Annotated in this window: 17 protein-coding genes; 10 read left to right on the top strand and 7 right to left on the bottom strand. The window is 72.3% G+C overall.

What is annotated here, in order from left to right; translation table 11 throughout:
* The first annotated feature begins 5 nt into the window (after positions 1 to 5).
* Both QA634_RS16020 and QA634_RS16025 read left to right on the top strand, forming a co-directional pair.
* Positions 6 to 1,415, top strand: a complete 1,410-nt coding sequence (locus QA634_RS16020) for an amidase (RefSeq protein ID WP_012332965.1) — start codon at positions 6 to 8, stop codon at positions 1,413 to 1,415.
* On the top strand, positions 1,412 to 1,942 hold the full coding sequence (locus QA634_RS16025; RefSeq protein WP_012332966.1) for a Mut7-C RNAse domain-containing protein: 531 nt from the start codon (positions 1,412 to 1,414) through the stop codon (positions 1,940 to 1,942). Before QA634_RS16020 ends, QA634_RS16025 begins: the two co-directional genes overlap by 4 nt.
* On the opposite strand, the gene QA634_RS16030 is transcribed toward QA634_RS16025, so the two are convergent.
* Positions 1,911 to 2,405 (bottom strand): DUF427 domain-containing protein, encoded by a 495-nt coding sequence (locus QA634_RS16030; protein ID WP_012332967.1) that lies wholly within the window; start codon positions 2,403 to 2,405, stop codon positions 1,911 to 1,913. The genes QA634_RS16025 and QA634_RS16030 overlap by 32 nt on opposite strands.
* A gap of 225 nt (positions 2,406 to 2,630) precedes the next feature.
* Between QA634_RS16030 and otsB the strand changes: the two genes are divergently transcribed.
* The 3 genes from otsB (at position 2,631) to QA634_RS16045 (ending at position 5,140) form a co-directional block, all read left to right on the top strand.
* Positions 2,631 to 3,383, top strand: a complete 753-nt coding sequence (gene otsB, locus QA634_RS16035) for a trehalose-phosphatase (protein ID WP_012332968.1) — start codon at positions 2,631 to 2,633, stop codon at positions 3,381 to 3,383.
* 75 nt (positions 3,384 to 3,458) lie between these two features.
* A complete protein-coding gene (locus QA634_RS16040) occupies positions 3,459 to 3,881 on the top strand; it encodes an FKBP-type peptidyl-prolyl cis-trans isomerase (RefSeq protein ID WP_012332969.1) in 423 nt (140 codons plus the stop codon).
* Between the two features lie 491 nt (positions 3,882 to 4,372).
* Entirely contained in the window at positions 4,373 to 5,140 is a 768-nt protein-coding gene (locus QA634_RS16045) for an outer membrane protein (protein ID WP_012332970.1), read from the top strand.
* A gap of 55 nt (positions 5,141 to 5,195) precedes the next feature.
* Here QA634_RS16045 and QA634_RS16050 read toward each other — a convergent pair whose 3' ends face one another.
* From QA634_RS16050 to QA634_RS16070, 5 genes are all read right to left on the bottom strand, one after another.
* On the bottom strand, positions 5,196 to 5,888 hold the full coding sequence (locus QA634_RS16050) for an ABC transporter ATP-binding protein (RefSeq protein ID WP_026190584.1): 693 nt from the start codon (positions 5,886 to 5,888) through the stop codon (positions 5,196 to 5,198).
* A gap of 29 nt (positions 5,889 to 5,917) precedes the next feature.
* Positions 5,918 to 6,667, bottom strand: a complete 750-nt coding sequence (locus QA634_RS16055; RefSeq protein WP_012332972.1) for an ABC transporter ATP-binding protein — start codon at positions 6,665 to 6,667, stop codon at positions 5,918 to 5,920.
* A complete protein-coding gene (locus QA634_RS16060; protein ID WP_012332973.1) occupies positions 6,664 to 7,992 on the bottom strand; it encodes a branched-chain amino acid ABC transporter permease in 1,329 nt (442 codons plus the stop codon). Before QA634_RS16060 ends, QA634_RS16055 begins: the two co-directional genes overlap by 4 nt.
* Entirely contained in the window at positions 7,989 to 8,942 is a 954-nt protein-coding gene (locus QA634_RS16065; protein ID WP_012332974.1) for a branched-chain amino acid ABC transporter permease, read from the bottom strand. The genes QA634_RS16060 and QA634_RS16065 overlap by 4 nt, the downstream gene beginning before the upstream one ends.
* Before the next feature lie 228 nt (positions 8,943 to 9,170).
* Entirely contained in the window at positions 9,171 to 10,406 is a 1,236-nt protein-coding gene (locus QA634_RS16070) for a branched-chain amino acid ABC transporter substrate-binding protein (RefSeq protein WP_012332975.1), read from the bottom strand.
* A 249-nt stretch (positions 10,407 to 10,655) separates the two neighbouring features.
* Here QA634_RS16070 and QA634_RS16075 point away from each other — a divergent pair, with 249 nt between their 5' ends.
* The 3 genes from QA634_RS16075 (at position 10,656) to QA634_RS16085 (ending at position 14,590) form a co-directional block, all read left to right on the top strand.
* Complete coding sequence (locus QA634_RS16075; RefSeq protein ID WP_012332976.1) at positions 10,656 to 11,510, top strand: IclR family transcriptional regulator; 855 nt, start codon at positions 10,656 to 10,658, stop codon at positions 11,508 to 11,510.
* Between the two features lie 105 nt (positions 11,511 to 11,615).
* Positions 11,616 to 13,394 carry a hypothetical protein gene (locus QA634_RS16080; protein WP_012332977.1) on the top strand — a complete coding sequence of 593 codons (1,779 nt, stop codon included), beginning with the start codon at positions 11,616 to 11,618 and terminating at the stop codon, positions 13,392 to 13,394.
* A 425-nt stretch (positions 13,395 to 13,819) separates the two neighbouring features.
* Complete coding sequence (locus tag QA634_RS16085; RefSeq protein WP_012332978.1) at positions 13,820 to 14,590, top strand: hypothetical protein; 771 nt, start codon at positions 13,820 to 13,822, stop codon at positions 14,588 to 14,590.
* A gap of 114 nt (positions 14,591 to 14,704) precedes the next feature.
* Here the strand turns inward: QA634_RS16085 and QA634_RS16090 are convergent, their stop codons facing one another.
* The gene (locus tag QA634_RS16090) at positions 14,705 to 15,013 is read right to left on the bottom strand and encodes a helix-turn-helix domain-containing protein (RefSeq protein WP_018260442.1); all 309 of its coding nucleotides are present in this window, start codon (positions 15,011 to 15,013) and stop codon (positions 14,705 to 14,707) included.
* A gap of 416 nt (positions 15,014 to 15,429) precedes the next feature.
* Between QA634_RS16090 and QA634_RS16095 the strand changes: the two genes are divergently transcribed.
* Together QA634_RS16095 and QA634_RS16100 are read left to right on the top strand one after the other, a co-directional pair.
* A complete protein-coding gene (locus QA634_RS16095; protein WP_012332980.1) occupies positions 15,430 to 15,993 on the top strand; it encodes a 2,4'-dihydroxyacetophenone dioxygenase family protein in 564 nt (187 codons plus the stop codon).
* 70 nt (positions 15,994 to 16,063) lie between these two features.
* The gene (locus tag QA634_RS16100) at positions 16,064 to 16,822 is read left to right on the top strand and encodes an SDR family NAD(P)-dependent oxidoreductase (RefSeq protein WP_012332981.1); all 759 of its coding nucleotides are present in this window, start codon (positions 16,064 to 16,066) and stop codon (positions 16,820 to 16,822) included.
* The last annotated feature ends 15 nt before the right edge of the window (positions 16,823 to 16,837 follow it).

Genomic DNA, 16,837 nt, shown 5'->3' on the forward strand with positions numbered 1-16,837 from the left:
AGGGTATGACGGAGATCCGGCACCTCGACGGGGCGGCCCTGGCGGCGCGCTACAGCGACGGCGCGCTCTCGCCGCGGGAGGTGGTGGCGGACAGCCTCGCCCGGATCGCGGCGCACGAGCCCGCCATCAACGCCTTCGTCCTGGTCGACGCGGAGGCGGCCCTGGCGCGGGCCGCCGAGTCGGAGGCCCGCTGGCGCGCCGGCACCCCGCGCGGCCCCCTGGACGGGATCCCGGTCACGATCAAGGACAACATCGCCTGGGCGGGCCATCCGATGCGGCGCGGCTCGCCCACGACCTCGCCGGAGCCCCTCGCCGCGAGCGCGCCCGCGACCGAGCGCCTGCTCGAGGCGGGCGCGATCCCGCTCGGCAAGACGACGATGCCGGAATTCGGCTGGAAGGGCCTCGGCGACTCGACCCTGACCGGCCCGACCCGCAATCCCTGGGACCTGTCCCGCACCACGGGAGGCTCCTCGGCCGGGGCCGCGGCGGCGGCGGCGCTCGATCTCGGCCTCGCGCATCTGGGCACGGACGGGGCGGGCTCGATCCGCATCCCGGCCGCCTTCTGCGGCGTCTTCGGGCTGAAACCCTCCTACGGGCGGGTGCCGGCCTACCCGCCCTCCCCGTTCGGGCCGGTGGCGCATCTCGGCCCGCTCGCGCGGCGGGTCTCCGACGCGGCGCTGATGCTGCGGGCGATCGCGCGGCCCGACGCGCGCGACATGCTGGCCTGGCTCTCGGAGCCGCCGGATTACGCGGCCGGCCTCGCGGCGGGCGTGCGCGGCCTGCGGATCGCCTGGAGCCCGCGGCTCGGCTACGCGGCGCGGGTCGACCCGGAGGTCGAGGCGCTGACCGCGCGGGCGGCATCCGCCTTCGCGGAGCTCGGCGCGACCGTGGAGGAGGCGGATCCGGGCTTCGCCGACCCGGTCGAGACGCTCAACGGCATCTGGCTCGTCGGCGCCTGGAGCGTGCTGCGCACCATCCCGGAGGCGCAGCGCGGGGCGGTCGAGCCGGCCCTGCGCGCGGCGGCCGAGCGCGGCAGCCGGATCTCGGCGCCGGATTTCCTGGCCGCGCTCAACGCGCGGGCCGCGATCTTCACCGCGATGGCGCGGTTCCACGCCCGCTACGACCTGCTGCTGACCCCCGCGGTGGCCGTGCCCGCGCTCCCGGTCGGGCGGCTCACGCCGGCGGACGGGAGCGAGGGCGACGACTGGCTCGCCTGGACGCCGTTCTCCTACCCGTTCAACCTCACCGGTCAGCCGGCGGCGAGCGTGCCCTGCGGTCTCAGCGCGGCGGGGCTCCCGGTCGGGCTGCAGATCGTCGGCCCGATGGGCGAGGACGCGCGGGTGCTGGCGGCGGCGCGGGCCTTCGAGGCGGCGCGGCCCTGGCCCGCGATCGAGGCGCCGCGCCCCGCGCCGTGAGCGTCGACGCCCCGCCCCGCTGGCTCTGCGACGAGATGCTGGGGCGGCTCGCGCGCCTGCTGCGCGCGGCGGGCCACGACGCGCGGCTCGCCGCGCCGGGCACGCCCGACCGCGACCTCCTGGCGCTCGCGGCCGCGGAGGAGAGGATCCTCCTCACCCGCGACCGGCGCCTCGCCCGGGAGGCGCGGGCACGCGCGCTCCTGATCCGGGAGGAGCGGCCGGAGGCGCAGGCCCGGCAGCTGTCGCGGCTGCGCGCGATCGACTGGCACCTCGCCCGCTTCAGCCGCTGCCTGGTCGACAACGCCCCGTTGCGAGCGGCCCCGGCCGAGGAGGTTGCCGCCCTGCCGGCGGCGGCGCGGGCCGGACCCGGCCCGTTCCGGGCCTGCCCGTCCTGCGGGCGCCTCTACTGGCCCGGCAGCCACGTGCGGCGGATGCTGGACCGGCTCGACCGGCTCGCGGGCGACGCGGCCGTGGAGCGCGCCGAGGAGGCCCCCCTCACCAGCCGATCGTGCCCGGCCCGCCCTTGAACGGCCCGACCACCGCGCCGGTGATCCAGCCGCCGTAGAAGCCGCCGGGCTGGGGCGTCACCCGCTCGTCGCCGACGAAGCAGGCCTCCATGGGGCCGGCGTAGAAGGCGAGGTAGTGGGCGATCGGCCGGAATCCCGGCATCGGCGCCGGGTAGGCCCAGGCCGCGCCCGGGACGGTGCGGCCGCCGGCCGTCACGTCGTGCAGGACGGCGCGCCCCTTCCACTCGCACAGGCTGGCGGGCCGGGGCGGGCCGAGCACGCCCGGCAGGACCGAGTCGGGCGGGAAGTAGTAGGTCGGCGGATGGCTGGTTTCCAGCACGCGGAACCCGGCCCGGGTCTGCGCGATGGTGATTCCGCCGAGGACGACGGCGAGGCGCTCGGCCACGGGCTCCAGGCGCGGCGGGCGCGGGTAGGCCCAGACGCTCTCCTGGCCCGGGCCCGGGGGGATCGGCTGCGGCGGCATGCGGGCCTCCTCTCGCCCGGGAGGATGCGCCGGCCCCGCGCCGCCGGCCCCGCGTCACGATGCCCGAGGCTTCGGCCGCCGAGGCCCCTGCCTCCGCCCCGAACCCCCTGCCTCGGCCCCGGGGCATTTGCCTCGGCGGCCGCCACGCGGTTTATGGCCTCGCCCCCGTCGCGGGCCCGACCCGCGCGGCGGGAGGCTGCGCCGCCGCTTCCGGAGAGCCGAACCGTGACCGACACCGCCCACGCGCTGTTCCTCGACTTTGACGGCACCCTCGTCGACATCGCTCCCCGGCCCGACGCGGTCGTCGTGCCGCCGGCGCTGCCGCCCGCCCTCGCGGCCCTGCGGGCGCGGCTCGGCGGCGCGCTCGCCATCGTGACCGGCCGGCCGATCGCGACCATCGACGGGTTCCTGGCGCCCGAGCGCTTCGACGTGGGCGGGCTGCACGGGGTGGAGATGCGGCGGGGCGACGCCGTCGCGGGCTGCGAGCCCGCCGCCCACCCCTCCCTGCGCGCGGGGGTCGAGGCGCTGAAGCGGCAGGCCGCCGCACTCGATCGGGTGCTGATCGAGGACAAGGGGTGCTCGGTGGCGGTGCATTGGCGCCTCGCCACGCCGGGCGACGCGGACCGGGCGCAGGCGGCGGTGGAGCGGCTGGCGGCCGATCTCGGCAGCGCCTACCGGCTGCAGCTCGGCAAGGCGGTGGGCGAGATCCTGCCCGCCAGCGCCACCAAGGGCCACGCCATCCGGCAGTTCCAGGAGCGGCCGCCCTATGCGGGGCGCCGCGCCGTCTTCCTCGGCGACGACCTCACGGACGAGAAGGCCTTCGCGACCGTGAACGCGGATGGCGGCATCAGCGTGCGCGTCGGCGGCGGCGAGACGATCGCGCAGCGCCGGCTCGCCGCCCCGGAGGACGTGCGGGCGCTCGTCCTGCGCTGGGCCGAGGGCGCGCCCGTCGATCCGGACAGCCTGCCGCGGGCGTGACCCCGGCCTCTCGGCAGCGGCGGGCGGGCGTGCTAACCCGGCCCTCCGTTCGTGACACGAGGACCCTTGTCCGCGATGCGCCCCTCCTCCCTCCTCCGTGCCGGAGCCCTGTTGATCGCCATGAGCAGCGCCGCCTCCTCCGCCGATTTCGTCACCACCGCCTCGGGCCTGAAGTACAAGGACGACGTGGTCGGCACCGGGCCGCAGCCCCAGGCCGGCCAGAGGGTCAGCGTGCACTACACGGGCTGGCTCGATGACAAGGGCCGCAAGGGGAAGAAGTTCGACAGCTCGGTCGATCGCGGCCAGCCGCTGGAATTCGCGGTCGGCACCGGCCAGGTCATCAAGGGCTGGGACGAGGGCCTCTCGACCATGAAGGTCGGCGGCAAGCGCACCCTCCTGATCCCGCCGGATCTCGGCTACGGCGCGCGCGGCGCCGGCGGCGTCATCCCGCCGAACGCGACCCTGATCTTCGACGTCGAGCTGCTCGGCGTGCGCTGAGGCGCGCCGCCGGCCGCCCGCCGCGGCGCGGGCGGCCGGCCCGGGATCGCCCGCCGCTCGCGACGTCCCGCGCCGGCGCCGCCCTTCGCGGCAGACCGGGACCGCCGCATCTCGGCCGGCGCAGCCATCTCGGTCCGACGGCCTCCAGCGTTTTACTTTCGCTTAACTTTTGCCGATCGTCCGCGCGGCCCGCACGATTGCGCCCTCGGAGCACCGGGACAGCGACCCGACGGCAAGAGATCTTCTGCTCATTTCATACGCTTTCCGGAAGTGATCTTCCGGACAGCGTCTGCCAAGCCCGCGCGGCGCTTGAGCGAAGCCGACATCCGCATTGCCGAAATGGGAGATGGCGAAGCAATCAGCCGGATGTCGTATCACGTGATATTTGCCTCACTGTCGCGCCGATCTTCGCCGCGCACTGTGGCGGCCTTGCCACAGACGACTCGCTTCGGGTGATCTAACCTTACGTCAGTCTCGTCGGAGAGCCTGCCGTGAACAGGGTTGCTGCTTCCGGATTGCTGGCCGTGCTCGCCGCCACGGGCGCGCAGGCCGCCGATCTACCTCGCCGCGCGGCGCCGCCGGTCGTCGCGCCCGTGCCGACCTTCACCTGGACGGGCGCGTATTTCGGCGCGAACGTCGCGGGCCTCGTGGACGGGAATTTCCTGCTGCGGAGCCTCGCTCCCCTGCCCGGCGCGGCGTCGCGCCCCTCGGCGGGCGGGTTCGTGGCGGGGGGGACGGTCGGGTACAATTACCAGTTCGCGCCCGAGAACGGATTCGTCGCCGGCCTCGAGGGCGATATCGGCTACAGCGGCGTCCGGCACACCGGCATCATCGCCGCGGCGGGTCTGGGCACCGCGAATGGCCGCCTGCAGACGGACACGTACCACGCCACGATCCGCGGGCGGATCGGTTACGCCTGGGGCCCGGTCCTGGTCTACGCCACGGGCGGCTGGGCCTTCACGGAATTCAACGCCGAGGGCGTCGCGGCGACGCAGCGGTTCGGTCTCGGCGCCGGCCGGCCGTTCGTCGGGGCCTTCGCGGGCCCGGTCCGCCGCTCGATCCCGCTCGACGGCTACACGGTGGGCGGCGGCGTCGCCTACAAGATCACGCCGGACTGGTCGCTCAAGGCCGAGTATCTCTTCGCGGAGCTCGACCGGAGGGTGGCGTTCCGGGCCGGAGGAACGCCGGTGCGGGCGCGGGTCGGCCTCGACGCGCACCTGATGCGGATCGGCGCCGACTACCGGTTCAGCCTGTTCTGAGCCGAGGTGCGGATCGCGGCGCGGGCCCGGCTCGTAGGGAGGGGGAGCCCCCGCCTCACACCTCCAGCCATTCCCGCCGCACGGCCTCGTCGGCCATCAGCGCGGCGGGCGTGCCCTCGAAGACGACGCGGCCGTGGCCCATCACGTAGAGCCGCCGCGACAGCTTCAGGGCGATCGTCAGCTTCTGCTCGACCAGGAGAACGGAGACGCCCCGGGCCGCGATCTCGGCGACGAGCTCGCCGACGCGCGCCACCATCTGGGGCGAGAGCCCCTCCGTCGGCTCGTCGATCATGATCAGCTCGGGATTGCCCATCAGGGTGCGGCAGATGGTGAGCATCTGCTGCTCGCCCCCCGACAGCACGCCCCCCGGCGTGTCGATGCGCTCCTCGAGCCGCGGGAAGAGCCGGAAGATGTCGGCCTCGGTCCAGCGCGCGCCCGAGCCCGCCTTCTCGCCGAGGGCGAGGTTCTGGCGCACCGTGAGCTTGGGGAAGATCGCCCGCTCCTCCGGCACGTAGCCGAGGCCGCGGCGCGCGACGAGGTGGGGTTTCAGCCCGGCGATCGGCCGGCCCTTGAAGCGGATCGTGCCGCGCGGGGCGACATCCCCCATGATGGCCTTCAGGGTCGTCGAGCGGCCGACCCCGTTGCGGCCGAGGATCGAGACGATCTCCCCCGCCCCGACCGTGAAGCTCACGCCCTGCAGGATGTGGCTCTTGCCGTAATAGGCGTGCAGGTCCTCGACCTCGAGCAGGGCCGGGCCGGGCGGCGAGGCGGCGGCGCTCATGCGGCGACCCCCAGATAGGCTTCCTGCACGGCGCGATTGCCCCGGATGCGGGCCGGCGTGTCGGTGGCGATGAGGCGGCCGTAGACGAGCACCGAGATGCGGTCGGCGAGGCCGAACACCACCGCCATGTCGTGCTCGACCATCAGCAGGGTGCGCCCGGCCGTGACCTCGCGGATCAGCGCGGTGGCGTGCTCGCTCTCGCTGTGGCTCATGCCGGCCATGGGCTCGTCGAGCAGGATCACCCGGGCGTCGCTCGCGATGCTGATGCCGATCTCTAGGGCCCGCTGCTCCGCGTAGGCGAGCATGCCGGCCGGCATCGCGGCGCGGTGGCCGAGGCGGATGCTGTCGAGGATCGCCGCCGTGCGGTCGGCGACGCCCGGCAGGCGCTCGGCGCTGCGCCAGAAGACCGGCCGGTGGCCCATGGCGCGCAGCACCGCGCAGCGCACGTTCTCCCAGACGGTGAGCTTGGGGAAGATGTTGGTGACCTGGAAGCTGCGCGCGAGGCCGCGCCGGTTGATGGCGGCGGGCCGCGCCCCGGTGATGTCGGCGCCCTCCAGCCGGATGGTGCCGCTCGTCGGGGCGAGGCGGCCGCTGATCAGGTTGAACAGGGTCGACTTGCCGGCCCCGTTCGGTCCGATGATGGCGTGGCGCTCGCCCGCCGGGACGGCGAGGTCGATGCCCGCGATGATCTGCGTCGGCCCGAAGGACTTGGTGACGCCGGCGAGTTCGAGGGCGGGCGCGCTCATCGGGAGGCGGCCTCCGGACCGGCCGGCGCGGCCTCGTGCCACGCGGCCGCCACGCGGGGGGACGCGGCGCGCAGGCCGAGGATGCCCGCCGCGAGGGCGGCCGCGGCGAGGAGCCAGGGCAGTGGCGAGGCGACGTCGAGGGCGAGGCCGAACAGGCGCAGGGCGCTGCCCTCGCCGGCCTTCACGAGGGCGTGGAAGCTCATCTCGATCAGGCCGATCAGGCCGAGGACCAGCGCGAGCGCGGGCGGCAGGGCGAGGGCGTAGGCCGGCAGGAGCCGGTGGGCGGTGCCGGCGCGCAGCAGGGGACCGTGCATCAGGGCGAGCCCGGCGAGGCCGCCCGGGGCGAACATCACGATCGCGATGAACAGGAGCCCGAAATACAGCTGCCAGACCTCGGTCAGGTCGGAGAGCGACACCTGCAGGATCGTCACCACCACGGCGCCGATCACCGGCCCGACGAAGTGGCCGATGCCGCCGATGAAGGCGGCGAGCAGCACCACCCCCGACTGGTTGAGGCTGAGATACGAGACGTTGACGATCTCGAAGTTGATGGCCGCGAGCGCCCCCGCCACGCCCGCGAAGCCGGCCGAGAGGCAGAAGGCGATCAGGCGCACGGTGCGGGGCTCGTAGCCGATGAACTCGACCCGCTCCGGGTTCTCCCGCACGGCGTTGCACAGCCGCCCGAGCGGCGTCCGGGTGATCCCGTACATCAGCAGGGCGCAGATCAGGCACCAGCCGGCGATCAGGTAGTAGACCTGGATCTGCGGCCCGAAGCTGAGGTCGAACAGGCGCAGCATCTTGGTGCGGTTGGTGGTGACGCCCTCCTCGCCGCCGAAGAAGCTGTGCAGGATGTGCGAGCCCGAGGCGACGAGTTCGGCGAGGCCGAGCGAGATCATCGCGAAGACGGTGCCGGCGCGCCGCGTCGAGACCGCCCCGAAGACGAGGCCGAATCCGAGCCCGGTCGCCGCGCCGACGAGCGGCATGACCGCGAGGGGGATGGGCAGGCGCCCGGCCGCGACGGCGTTCATGGCGTGGACCGTGAAGAACGCGCCGAGCCCGTAATAGACCGCGTGCCCGAAGGAGAGCAGCCCGGTCTGGCCGAGCAGCATGTTGTAGGACAGGGCGAACACGATCGCGATGCCCATCAGGCTCAGCATCGTGAGGGCGGTGCCGCCGGAGAAGACCTGCGGGGCGGCCGCGAGGATCGCGGCGGCGGCGAGCCAGGGGGCGACCCGGCCGAGCAGGCCGCGGCGCGGCGGCGCCGCCGCGGCGGCCGGCCGGCCCGCGGCCCAGTCGGGGGCGGCGCCGTGAGCGAGATCGGTCATGCTTCGCGGTTCCCGAGCAGCCCGGTCGGTCGCACGATCAGCACGATCACGAGCAGGAGGTAGGGGATCACCGGCCCGACCTGCGCGATCGTGACCGTCCAGAGGTCGCCGAGCACCCCGGCCCCCGGCGCCGCCGCGATCCCGAGCGCGGCGGCCACGCTCGCCGGCGAGACGTCGAGGGAGACCGCGAAGGTCTGGACGAGGCCGATCAGCAGGGAGGCCACGAAGGCGCCGGTGAGCGAGCCGAGCCCGCCCACCACCACGACCACGAACAGGATCGGGCCGAGCAGGCCCGCCATGTTCGCCTGGGTGACCAGGGCCGGCCCCGCGATGACCCCCGCCACCGCCGCGAGCCCGGTGCCGATGCCGAAGACCAGCATGAAGACCTTGGCGACGTCGTGGCCGAGCATCGCCACCATGCTCGGATGGGTCAGCGCCGCCTGGATGATCAGCCCGATCCGGGTGCGGGTCAGGACGAGGAGCAGCCCGGCGAAGATCGTCACCGAGACGACCAGCATGAACAGCTTGTAGGCCGGGTAGTTGGTGTCGAAGATGGTGAAGGCGGGAAAATCCAGGAGCGCCGGGACCCGGTAATCGACCGGCAGCTTGCCCCAGACCATCTGCACCGCCTCCTCGATGACGTAGGCGAGGCCGAAGGTGAAGAGGAGTTCGGGGACGTGGCCGTGCCGGTGCACGTTGCGCAGGCCGAAGCGCTCGATCAGCGCCCCGATGCCGCCGACCGCCAGGGGTGCCACCACGAGCCCGACCCAGAAGCCGGTGAAGCGGCTGATCTGATAGCCGAAGAACGCGCCGAGCATGTAGAAGCTCGCATGCGCGAAGTTGAGCACGCCCATCATGCTGAAGATGAGCGTCAACCCGCTCGCCATCAGGAACAGCAGCATGCCGTAGAGCACGCCGTTCAGAGTCGAGACGATGAGAAGTTCGAGCAAACTGCGATCTCCTGCAGCGCGGTCGCGGCTCTTCGCGGGGTCACCATGCGCTCGCGGCAGCGCCCGCCGCGGGGATGGGCGGAGGCGGGCACGCGGTCTCCCCCGCCGCCGCCGCGTCCATCGCCGCGCGGGCGGGGCGGGCCGCGAGACCTCGCCCCTGCGCCGCGCGACGCTCGCTCCCGAGGGGCCGTCGCGCAAGGCCGACGACCGCCTCCCGACCTTCCGCCCTCAGCTCGGCCGGTCCATCTTGCAGGTGGTCGGCAGCAGCGTGTCCTTCGCGCTGACCTCGCCCGCCGCCTTCCAGCCCCAGCCGGTATTCTCGCTGTCGAATTGCTTGGCGGTGTCCACGGGGCCGAATTGCGAGATGTAGATCGGCTGGAAGAGCTGGTGGTCGTCCGGCCGCATGAAGCTGTCCTGGCCGTAGAGCGTGTCGTTGTGGATGGATTCCAGCGCCTTCGCGATCGCCTTCGGGTCGGTCGACTTCGCCTCGCCGGCGGCCTTGGCGAGGATGTTCATCAGGTTGACGATGCGGGGATAGGTCAGCTCCTGGCCGACCCGGGCCCGGAACGCCTTCTCGAACTCCTGCCCGGCCGGGTACGGGATGTTGGCGTAGCCCTCGGCGACCTGGAAGACCCGGTCGGCCAGATTCGTCTGCTTGATCGCGGTCGGCGATCCCGACCCGCCGCCGTAATACGTGTAGAAATTGGCCTGAAGCCCGGCATCGGCCGCTGCCTTGAGCAGCAGCGCCATGTCCTGGCCCCAGTTGCCGGTGATGACCGTGTCGGCGCCGGACGCTTTCACCTTGGCGACGTAGGGCGAGAAGTCGTTGACCTTCTGCAGCGGCGCGACCTCGTCGCCGACGATCTGCACGTCCGGACGCTTCTCCTTCAGCATCGCGCGCGCCGCGCTGCGCACCGCCTGCCCGAACGAGTAATCCTGGTTGATCAGGTAGACCTTCTTGACCTCGGGCTTGCCCTTCAGGAAATTCGTCAGGGCCCCCATCTTGATGTCGGAATTGGCGTCGAACCGGAAGTGCCAGTAGCTGCACTTCGCGTTGGTCAGCACGGGATCGACGGCGGCGTAGTTGAGGTAGACGACCTCCTTGCCAGGGTTGCGATCGTTGTACTTGTTGACGAAGTCGACGATGGCGGAGGCCACGCTCGAACCGTTGCCCTGCACGACGACGCGGGCGCCGGAATCGATCGCCTTCTGAAGCTGGACGAGGCTCTCCTGCGGATTGAGCTTGTTGTCGTAGCCGAGGACTTCGAGCTTCAGGTCGGGGTTGTTGGCGTTGAGGCGCTCGGCCATGAACTGGAAGGTCTTGAGGCCGGCCTCGCCGGTGCCGGCGCCGCCGCCGGACAGCGGATCGATGAAGGCGATCTTGAGGGTGGCGGGCGCGGCCAGCGCCGCCCCGGCCGCGAGCGCCAGGATGCCGGCCGCGGCGGTGCGTGCGATCGATCTCAACAAGGGCGTCTCCTCCGGGTGGCGTTTTCGTCTTGATTGTCATCGTACCGCGCGCCGTGTTCGGCGTCGCCGTCGGGCCGGCCGCCGGCGCGACGGCCGGGCGGCCAGGGCCGAACCCTGCCCGCGCACCCGGGACGGGTCAAGACGCGAAATAGCGGTCCGCATCGCGAAACGGGTTGCCGGAATGGCGGCGGATCGGCAGGGTTGCGCCCGGGGCCGCGGGCGCGGCCATGCCAGACGGGGCTGAACATGTCAGAGGCTCTCGCGCCGGGCCGCGACACGCCGCGCGGCCGCGCCGCGGCCGGGTGGCGGGATCCCGCGCGCCCCGACGGCGAGGACGGCGACCGCCAGTTCGTCACCGCCCTCGCCCGAGGGTTGCAGGTGCTGCGCGCCTTCCGGGACGCGTCCGAGTGGCTCGGCAACCGGGAGATCGCGGCGCGCACCGGCCTGCCGAAGCCGACCGTGTCGCGCCTGACGCACACGCTGCTGGCGCTCGGCTACCTCGTCCACGGGGAGGATGGCGAGCGCTACGGGCTGGGGCCGGCGGTGCTCGCCCTCTCGGCCGCCTTCCTGCGCCAGAACTCCTTCCCGCAGATGGCGAAGCCCTACCTGCAGGACCTCGCCACGGCGGTCCAGGCCCACGTGGCGCTGGGCCTGCGCGACGGGCTGCACAGCGTCTACATCCAGCTCTGGCGCGGCGTCGGCCAGACCATCACCATCTCGCGGGAGGTCGGCTTCCACCTCCCGCTCGCCCGCAGCGCCATGGGCATGGCGACGCTCGCGGGCATGGACGAGGCCGAGCGCGCGCCCCTGCTCGCGCGCCTGCGCGCGGAGGCCGGGGCCGAGTGGCCGCGCCTGGAGGGGACCATCGCCCGCTGCCAGGCGGAGGTGGCCGAGCGCGGCTTCTGCGTCGGCGTCGGCATCTGGCACCCCGAGATCAACGCGGTGGCGGCCCCGATCCACAGCCCGGGGGCCCAGGGCCTGTTCGCGGTCAATGTCAGCGGTCCGGCCTTCGTGATGACGGAGGCGGTGCTGCGCCGCGAGACCGGGCCCAGACTCCTGGAGACGATCGCCCGGATGCGGGCGCTCGGCATCGTCGAGTAGCGCGCCGGGCGGCGCGCAGGCCGGAGGCGGGGCCGGGACCGGCCAGGGGTCGGCCGAGGGGTCGGCCGAGGGGCCGGCCAAGGGACCAGCCAGGGGAAATGCAGCATGGCCCTCCGACTCGTCACCGCACTCGCGCTCGCGCTCCTCCTGCCCGCGGCGGCCCCGGCGGCCCCGGAGCGCGGCGGGGCGCCGGCCGCCGGCCCGGACGCGGCGGCGCCGGACGGGCTCGACGTGATGGCGTTCATCCCCGAGCCCCTGCGCGCCGGCATCCGCGCGCGACGATCCACGGCCGACCTCACGCCCTACCTGCGCGAGGCCCTGGCGACGGGGCGTGCCCTGCGATTCCCGGCCGGCACCTACCCGGTCTGCGGCAGCCTGCCCCAGGCGAGCGGCCAACTCCTGCTCGGCGACGGCGTGACCTCGACCATCCTGAAGGTCGGGCCGTGCTACCAGGGCTCCGCCGCCGTCATCGAGGTGGCGGTGGGCGACAGTTCCGGGATCGACCGGATCGGCATCGTCTTCGACCAGAGCGGGGCCACCAGCCGCGACACCCTGCGCCGCTACCCCTGGGCCATCGATGTGCGGAACGCCAGCCGCTACAAGATCGGCCATCTGCGCCTCTCGAACGCCTGGAACGGCATCAACGGGCACCAGCCGGTCGAGGGCCCGAATCCCGGCGGATTGCAGATCGACCTGCTCGAACTCGGGATGTTCAACCAGGGCCTGCTGATCGACGGCGCCCTCGACTTCGTGCACGTGACCTCGGTGCATTGCTTCCCGTTCGACTTCGCGGCCGATCCCGAGCTGATGGCCGTGTGGGGCGATGGGCAGGGCACCTGCGTGGAGTTCGGGCGGGCGGACGGGCTCGACGTCAAGGCGATCACGACCTTCCAGAACAAGGTCGTGGCCAGGGCGCACGGCTGCTGCACGGCCCAGGGCTGCTGCAAGGGCGCCGCCCGCCACATCGCCCAGATCCAGCTCGACGGAGACCGCGCCGCCTACATCCACGAGGACGGCGACGTGATGCTCGGCCAGGTCAGCTCGACCAAGGGGGCCGATGCGCGGGCGGACGGGCCGGCGCTGCTGGTGAAGGGCGGCACGGTGCTGGTGCAGAGCCTGCGGCTCACCGGCGGCACCCTGGCGCCGAGCCTCCGGGTGACGGGCGGCCTCCTCAGCGTGCTCGGGGGCCATGTCGAGCAGCTGGTCGGCCGCTTCCCGGCCGCGGAGGTCACGGGCGGCCGCCTGATGATGAGCAACACGGCGCTGGCCGTGCAGGAGGGCGCGCGGCTCGAGGCCGGGTTCCTGTCCCAGGACGGAGGGGGCGTCCTGGTGGCGACGAACAACACCGCGCTGAACGCCCCGGGCGCGGGGGCGCTGGTGAGGATCGGGACAGACCTCGCGGGCCACCGCGTCGCCGGCAACGACTTCAACGGCTGGGGTTACGGGCTGCCGCCGGGGGCGCGGCGCGGCCAGTACGGCCCGAACCGGGTCGCGCCGTTCCCCTGGACGCCGGTGCTGGCGCGGCAGGCGCCCGGCGCGCCGCCGCGCGGCGCCGCCCAGCAGGGGCGCTACTGGTACGCGGAGGACGGCCTCCATTTCGAGGGCCGGGTCGTCGCGCCGGCCGATCCCTCCTGGCGCCCGCGCCTCCCGCTCAGGATCGGCGGCCTGCCGGTGCGGGGCGATGCCAGCTTGGCCTCCCGGCCCGTCACCCTGGGCGAGATCGGCGGCCTCGGCCCCATCCCGCTCACCGCCTTCCTGTCCGCCGCCGACGGCGCGATCGTCGTGACGGGGCCGGGCGACGCGCCCGCCCGGGGCTCGACCGGCGCGCCGGATCCCGGCGGCCCACTCGCGATCGGCTTCTCCGGCTTCCTGCCCCTGCGCTGAGCGGCGGTCGCCGCCCCGGCCCGGTTCTCCCGGCCCGCTCTCCCGGAACCCGGACCCCGCGCAGGGGCGCCGTCTCCGGCTCGGCACGCGGCAGCGCCCCGCGACGGCGGCCGAAACGCACTCTAGGTTAGATTATTAAACTCTAAGGCATGCCTCTCTCGACCGCCTCGACGCCTCGCTCGCATCCGGAGATTTGCCGATCGTCGCGATCTGCCTGGCTCCGGACACGGGCAGCTTCTCAAGACATGAAATGATCCATCCGTTGCATGGACAAATCAATTTTCGCTGCTTTCGATTGCGCCTGACGAAAATTCTTCCTCTCTTACGGCTTACCGGCGCAAATACATTGCAAGATAGGCGCGAGGGATTGCGCTATGACTGTCCGCGGCCGCCGAGTCGTGGCCGATGATCAGTGAGGATCTAACATGAATACCTTCAGTGAAGATGATGTCGTGAATAGCTGGATTTACAATATCCCCCAATATTATGATCATTTCGTGTTCGCCGACAATGCCGCGGCGACGGCGCGCGGGACGTTCCTCGGTGAGGACACCGCCGACCCGAACGCGAGCGGGACCGCGATCTACACGGAACTCACCAACCTTCCGACCGCGGTCTCCAGCATCCTCCAGCACAGCCAGAAGCGCGCCAACTTCAACCCGGCCACGCTCACCCCGGAGGCCCTGGCGGCAGCGTTCAACGGCTACGTCACCGAGATCGGCAACAACCCGTTCTTCGGCCTCTTGACGAACAACACCACCAAGCAGACCTTTGAGAGCAAAGATTACAACCTTCTTATCGATCAAATCAGCAATCTATACACGGGAGTATCGTCGAAGGATCTTCAGACGATCAAGACGGCCATCGCCGACATGGCGAAATCCGTCTTCGGCCAGGAACATTCACAACAATGGAAGAACTTGTTCTCGCAATCGACGATTGATATGAGCAATCTGTCACAACCGAAGCTCTATGTCTACTATACAGCGCTGTACATGGCGCACGACAAGAACGGAAAATCGGAAGTCTCGAAGCAGAGCTACGAGGTGCGCCGCACCGAGTTCTCGGTTCTGACTCTGAAAATCAAGGCCAATGCCGGCCGGCTGGTGGCGCTCGATACGACGGACGTCAATGGCTGGCTGGACAATGCCACGAGTCCCACCAACGCCGGCAGGAAGCTCTGCTTCGAGGCGTAACCCGCCCGAGGCCGCCCGCCGGCGAGCGGGAGCCGGCACCGCGGATCCCCGGGAGGGCGCCCCGTTCGCCGGGGCGCCCTCCTCCCGCCGCGAACCGTCCCGGCGCCCCCGCGGTCAGCGCGCGTGCTTGGTCAGGCACGCGAACAGGCCGATCACCTGGTCGACGAGGTCGCACGGCAGGTGCTGGCAGGTCGCCAGCAGCCTCGCCTCCCGCTCCGAGATCGCGCGATCGGCCGCGAGGTCCGGCGCGCCGCGCCCCAGGAGCAGCCAGTCCAGCGAGACGTCGAGCACCTCGCATATGCGCACGGCGTGCTCGGTCGAGATCTCCCCGCCGCCAACCCAGCGCGTCACGGAACTCGGATTGACGTCGAGTTCCGCCGCAAACGCGTAGAGCTTGGTCCTCCCCCGCAGCGCCAACGCCATCTGAAGCCGTTTTCCGCGCTCTCTCGGCATGGTCCGGATCCTGCGAAGCTGCCGGCCGGGGCATACGTCCGAGATCGCTCCCTGACAATCGTCGGCTCCGCGCCCGCCGACCGAATAATCATGGGTGACATGTCAGTTTGTGCGCCAGCGCACCCACAGATTATGCGCCCGCAGGCACGGCGCTATATATACGTCATGAGCATATGTATTTTAATGGTTTGCCCTGAGCCGCGGCGCAAGCACCCGACAATATGCCGTTCGCGTCAATCGGGAGCAAGCATTGCCGCCTCGCCTGGACTTGCCTCGACGCTGGACTTGCCTTGACGGAGGATGAGCGTGGCCGGCCGCGCGCCGCGCGGGGTGGATCTGCCGGCGCCTGCGCGCGTAGAGCTTGTGGGACGAGATCCGGAGGCCCCATGACCGAGACTGCCCGCACCGCCCTCGACACCCGCCTCGACACCCGCCTCGACACCCGCAAGATCGCCTACCAGCTGCCGCAGCCGGGCGGCATGGTGCCGGACATCTTCGTGGGCGGCGCCCTCGCCCTCGACGGCGACGAGCGCGACTGGGTGCCCCAATCGGCGGACGTCGCCTTCAAGCCCCTCGTGCTCTGCGTGAGCCAGGGCTACTACGTGAACATCCTGCGGGTGCGGGCGGCGGGCGTGCTGTCGCGGCACCGGCACAGCGGGCCGGTCCACGCCTTCACCCTGCGCGGGCGCTGGCGCTACCTGGAGCACGAGTGGGAGGCGACGCCCGGCGACTACGCCTTCGAGCCCCCCGGCGAGACCCACACGCTGGTCGTGCCCGACGACGTGACCGAGATGGCCACCCTGTTCCACGTCACGGGCGGCTATACCTACGTCGATCCCTACGGCCAGGCGCTCGGCTACGAGGACGTCTTCACCAAGCTCGACGCGGTGCGCCGGCACTACGAGCGGATCGGGCTCGGCGCCGCCCATGCCGACCGCCTGATCCGCTGACGCCGCTGGACAGGCCCCGTCCACCCTGCCAGTTTCGCGCGAAACACGATTTCGCAGGGTGGAAACGCGGATGATCAGTGCGGACCTGAGGGGGAAATCCGTCCTGGTGACCGGGGCAGCGTCGGGGATCGGGCTCGCGGCCGCGACCCTGTTCGCGCGCTGCGGCGCGGCGGTCGCCCTCAATCACCTGGCCGAGGACGGGCGCGGGCCGGAGGCCGCCGCGCGCCTCGCGGCGGAGGGCTACCGCGTCACGGCCGTCGCCGGCAGCGTCGCGCAGGCGGGCGAGGCGGAGGCGCTGGTCGGCCGGGCGGTCGAGGCGCTCGGCGGCCTCGACGTCCTGATCAACAATGCCGGCACCTCCGGCACCGCCCAGCCGATTCCCTTCGCCGATCTCGACGCGATGACGGAGGAGTTCTGGCAGACGATCCTCTCGACCAACCTGATCGGCCCGTACCGCTGCGCGCGCGCCGCGGCGCCCGCCCTCCGGGCCCGGCGCGGCGCCATCGTCAACACGGCCTCGGTGGCCGGCCTCGGCCGGCGCGGCTCCAGCATCGCCTACTCGGCCAGCAAGGCGGGGCTCGTGAACCTCACCCGCAGCCTCGCCCGGGCGCTCGCCCCCGAGGTGCGGGTCAACGCGGTCGCGCCGGGCCTGGTCGAGACGCCCTGGACCGAGGCCTGGCCGGCCGAGCGCAAGCAGGCGACCCTGTCGCGCACCCTGCTGGCGCGGCTCGCCAAGCCCGAGGACATCGCCGAGGCGATGCTCTTCCTGGCCGCGGGCGCGGCCTACGTGACCGGCGAGACCCTGGTGGTCGACGGCGGCAGCGACTGACGCGGGGAGGCACGC

The organism is Methylobacterium sp. CB376, from assembly GCF_029714205.1.
Lineage (GTDB): Bacteria > Pseudomonadota > Alphaproteobacteria > Rhizobiales > Beijerinckiaceae > Methylobacterium.

Coding starts and splice junctions, on each gene's coding strand:
- QA634_RS16020 (WP_012332965.1), top strand. CDS start 6: ATGACGGAGATCCGGCACCTCGACGGGGCGGCCCTGGCGGCGCGCTAC.
- QA634_RS16030 (WP_012332967.1), bottom strand. CDS start 2,405: ATGCCGCCGCAGCCGATCCCCCCGGGCCCGGGCCAGGAGAGCGTCTGG.
- QA634_RS16040 (WP_012332969.1), top strand. CDS start 3,459: ATGCGCCCCTCCTCCCTCCTCCGTGCCGGAGCCCTGTTGATCGCCATG.
- QA634_RS16055 (WP_012332972.1), bottom strand. CDS start 6,667: ATGAGCGCGCCCGCCCTCGAACTCGCCGGCGTCACCAAGTCCTTCGGG.
- QA634_RS16060 (WP_012332973.1), bottom strand. CDS start 7,992: ATGACCGATCTCGCTCACGGCGCCGCCCCCGACTGGGCCGCGGGCCGG.
- QA634_RS16075 (WP_012332976.1), top strand. CDS start 10,656: ATGTCAGAGGCTCTCGCGCCGGGCCGCGACACGCCGCGCGGCCGCGCC.
- QA634_RS16080 (WP_012332977.1), top strand. CDS start 11,616: ATGGCCCTCCGACTCGTCACCGCACTCGCGCTCGCGCTCCTCCTGCCC.
- QA634_RS16085 (WP_012332978.1), top strand. CDS start 13,820: ATGAATACCTTCAGTGAAGATGATGTCGTGAATAGCTGGATTTACAAT.
- QA634_RS16090 (WP_018260442.1), bottom strand. CDS start 15,013: ATGGCGTTGGCGCTGCGGGGGAGGACCAAGCTCTACGCGTTTGCGGCG.
- QA634_RS16095 (WP_012332980.1), top strand. CDS start 15,430: ATGACCGAGACTGCCCGCACCGCCCTCGACACCCGCCTCGACACCCGC.
- QA634_RS16100 (WP_012332981.1), top strand. CDS start 16,064: ATGATCAGTGCGGACCTGAGGGGGAAATCCGTCCTGGTGACCGGGGCA.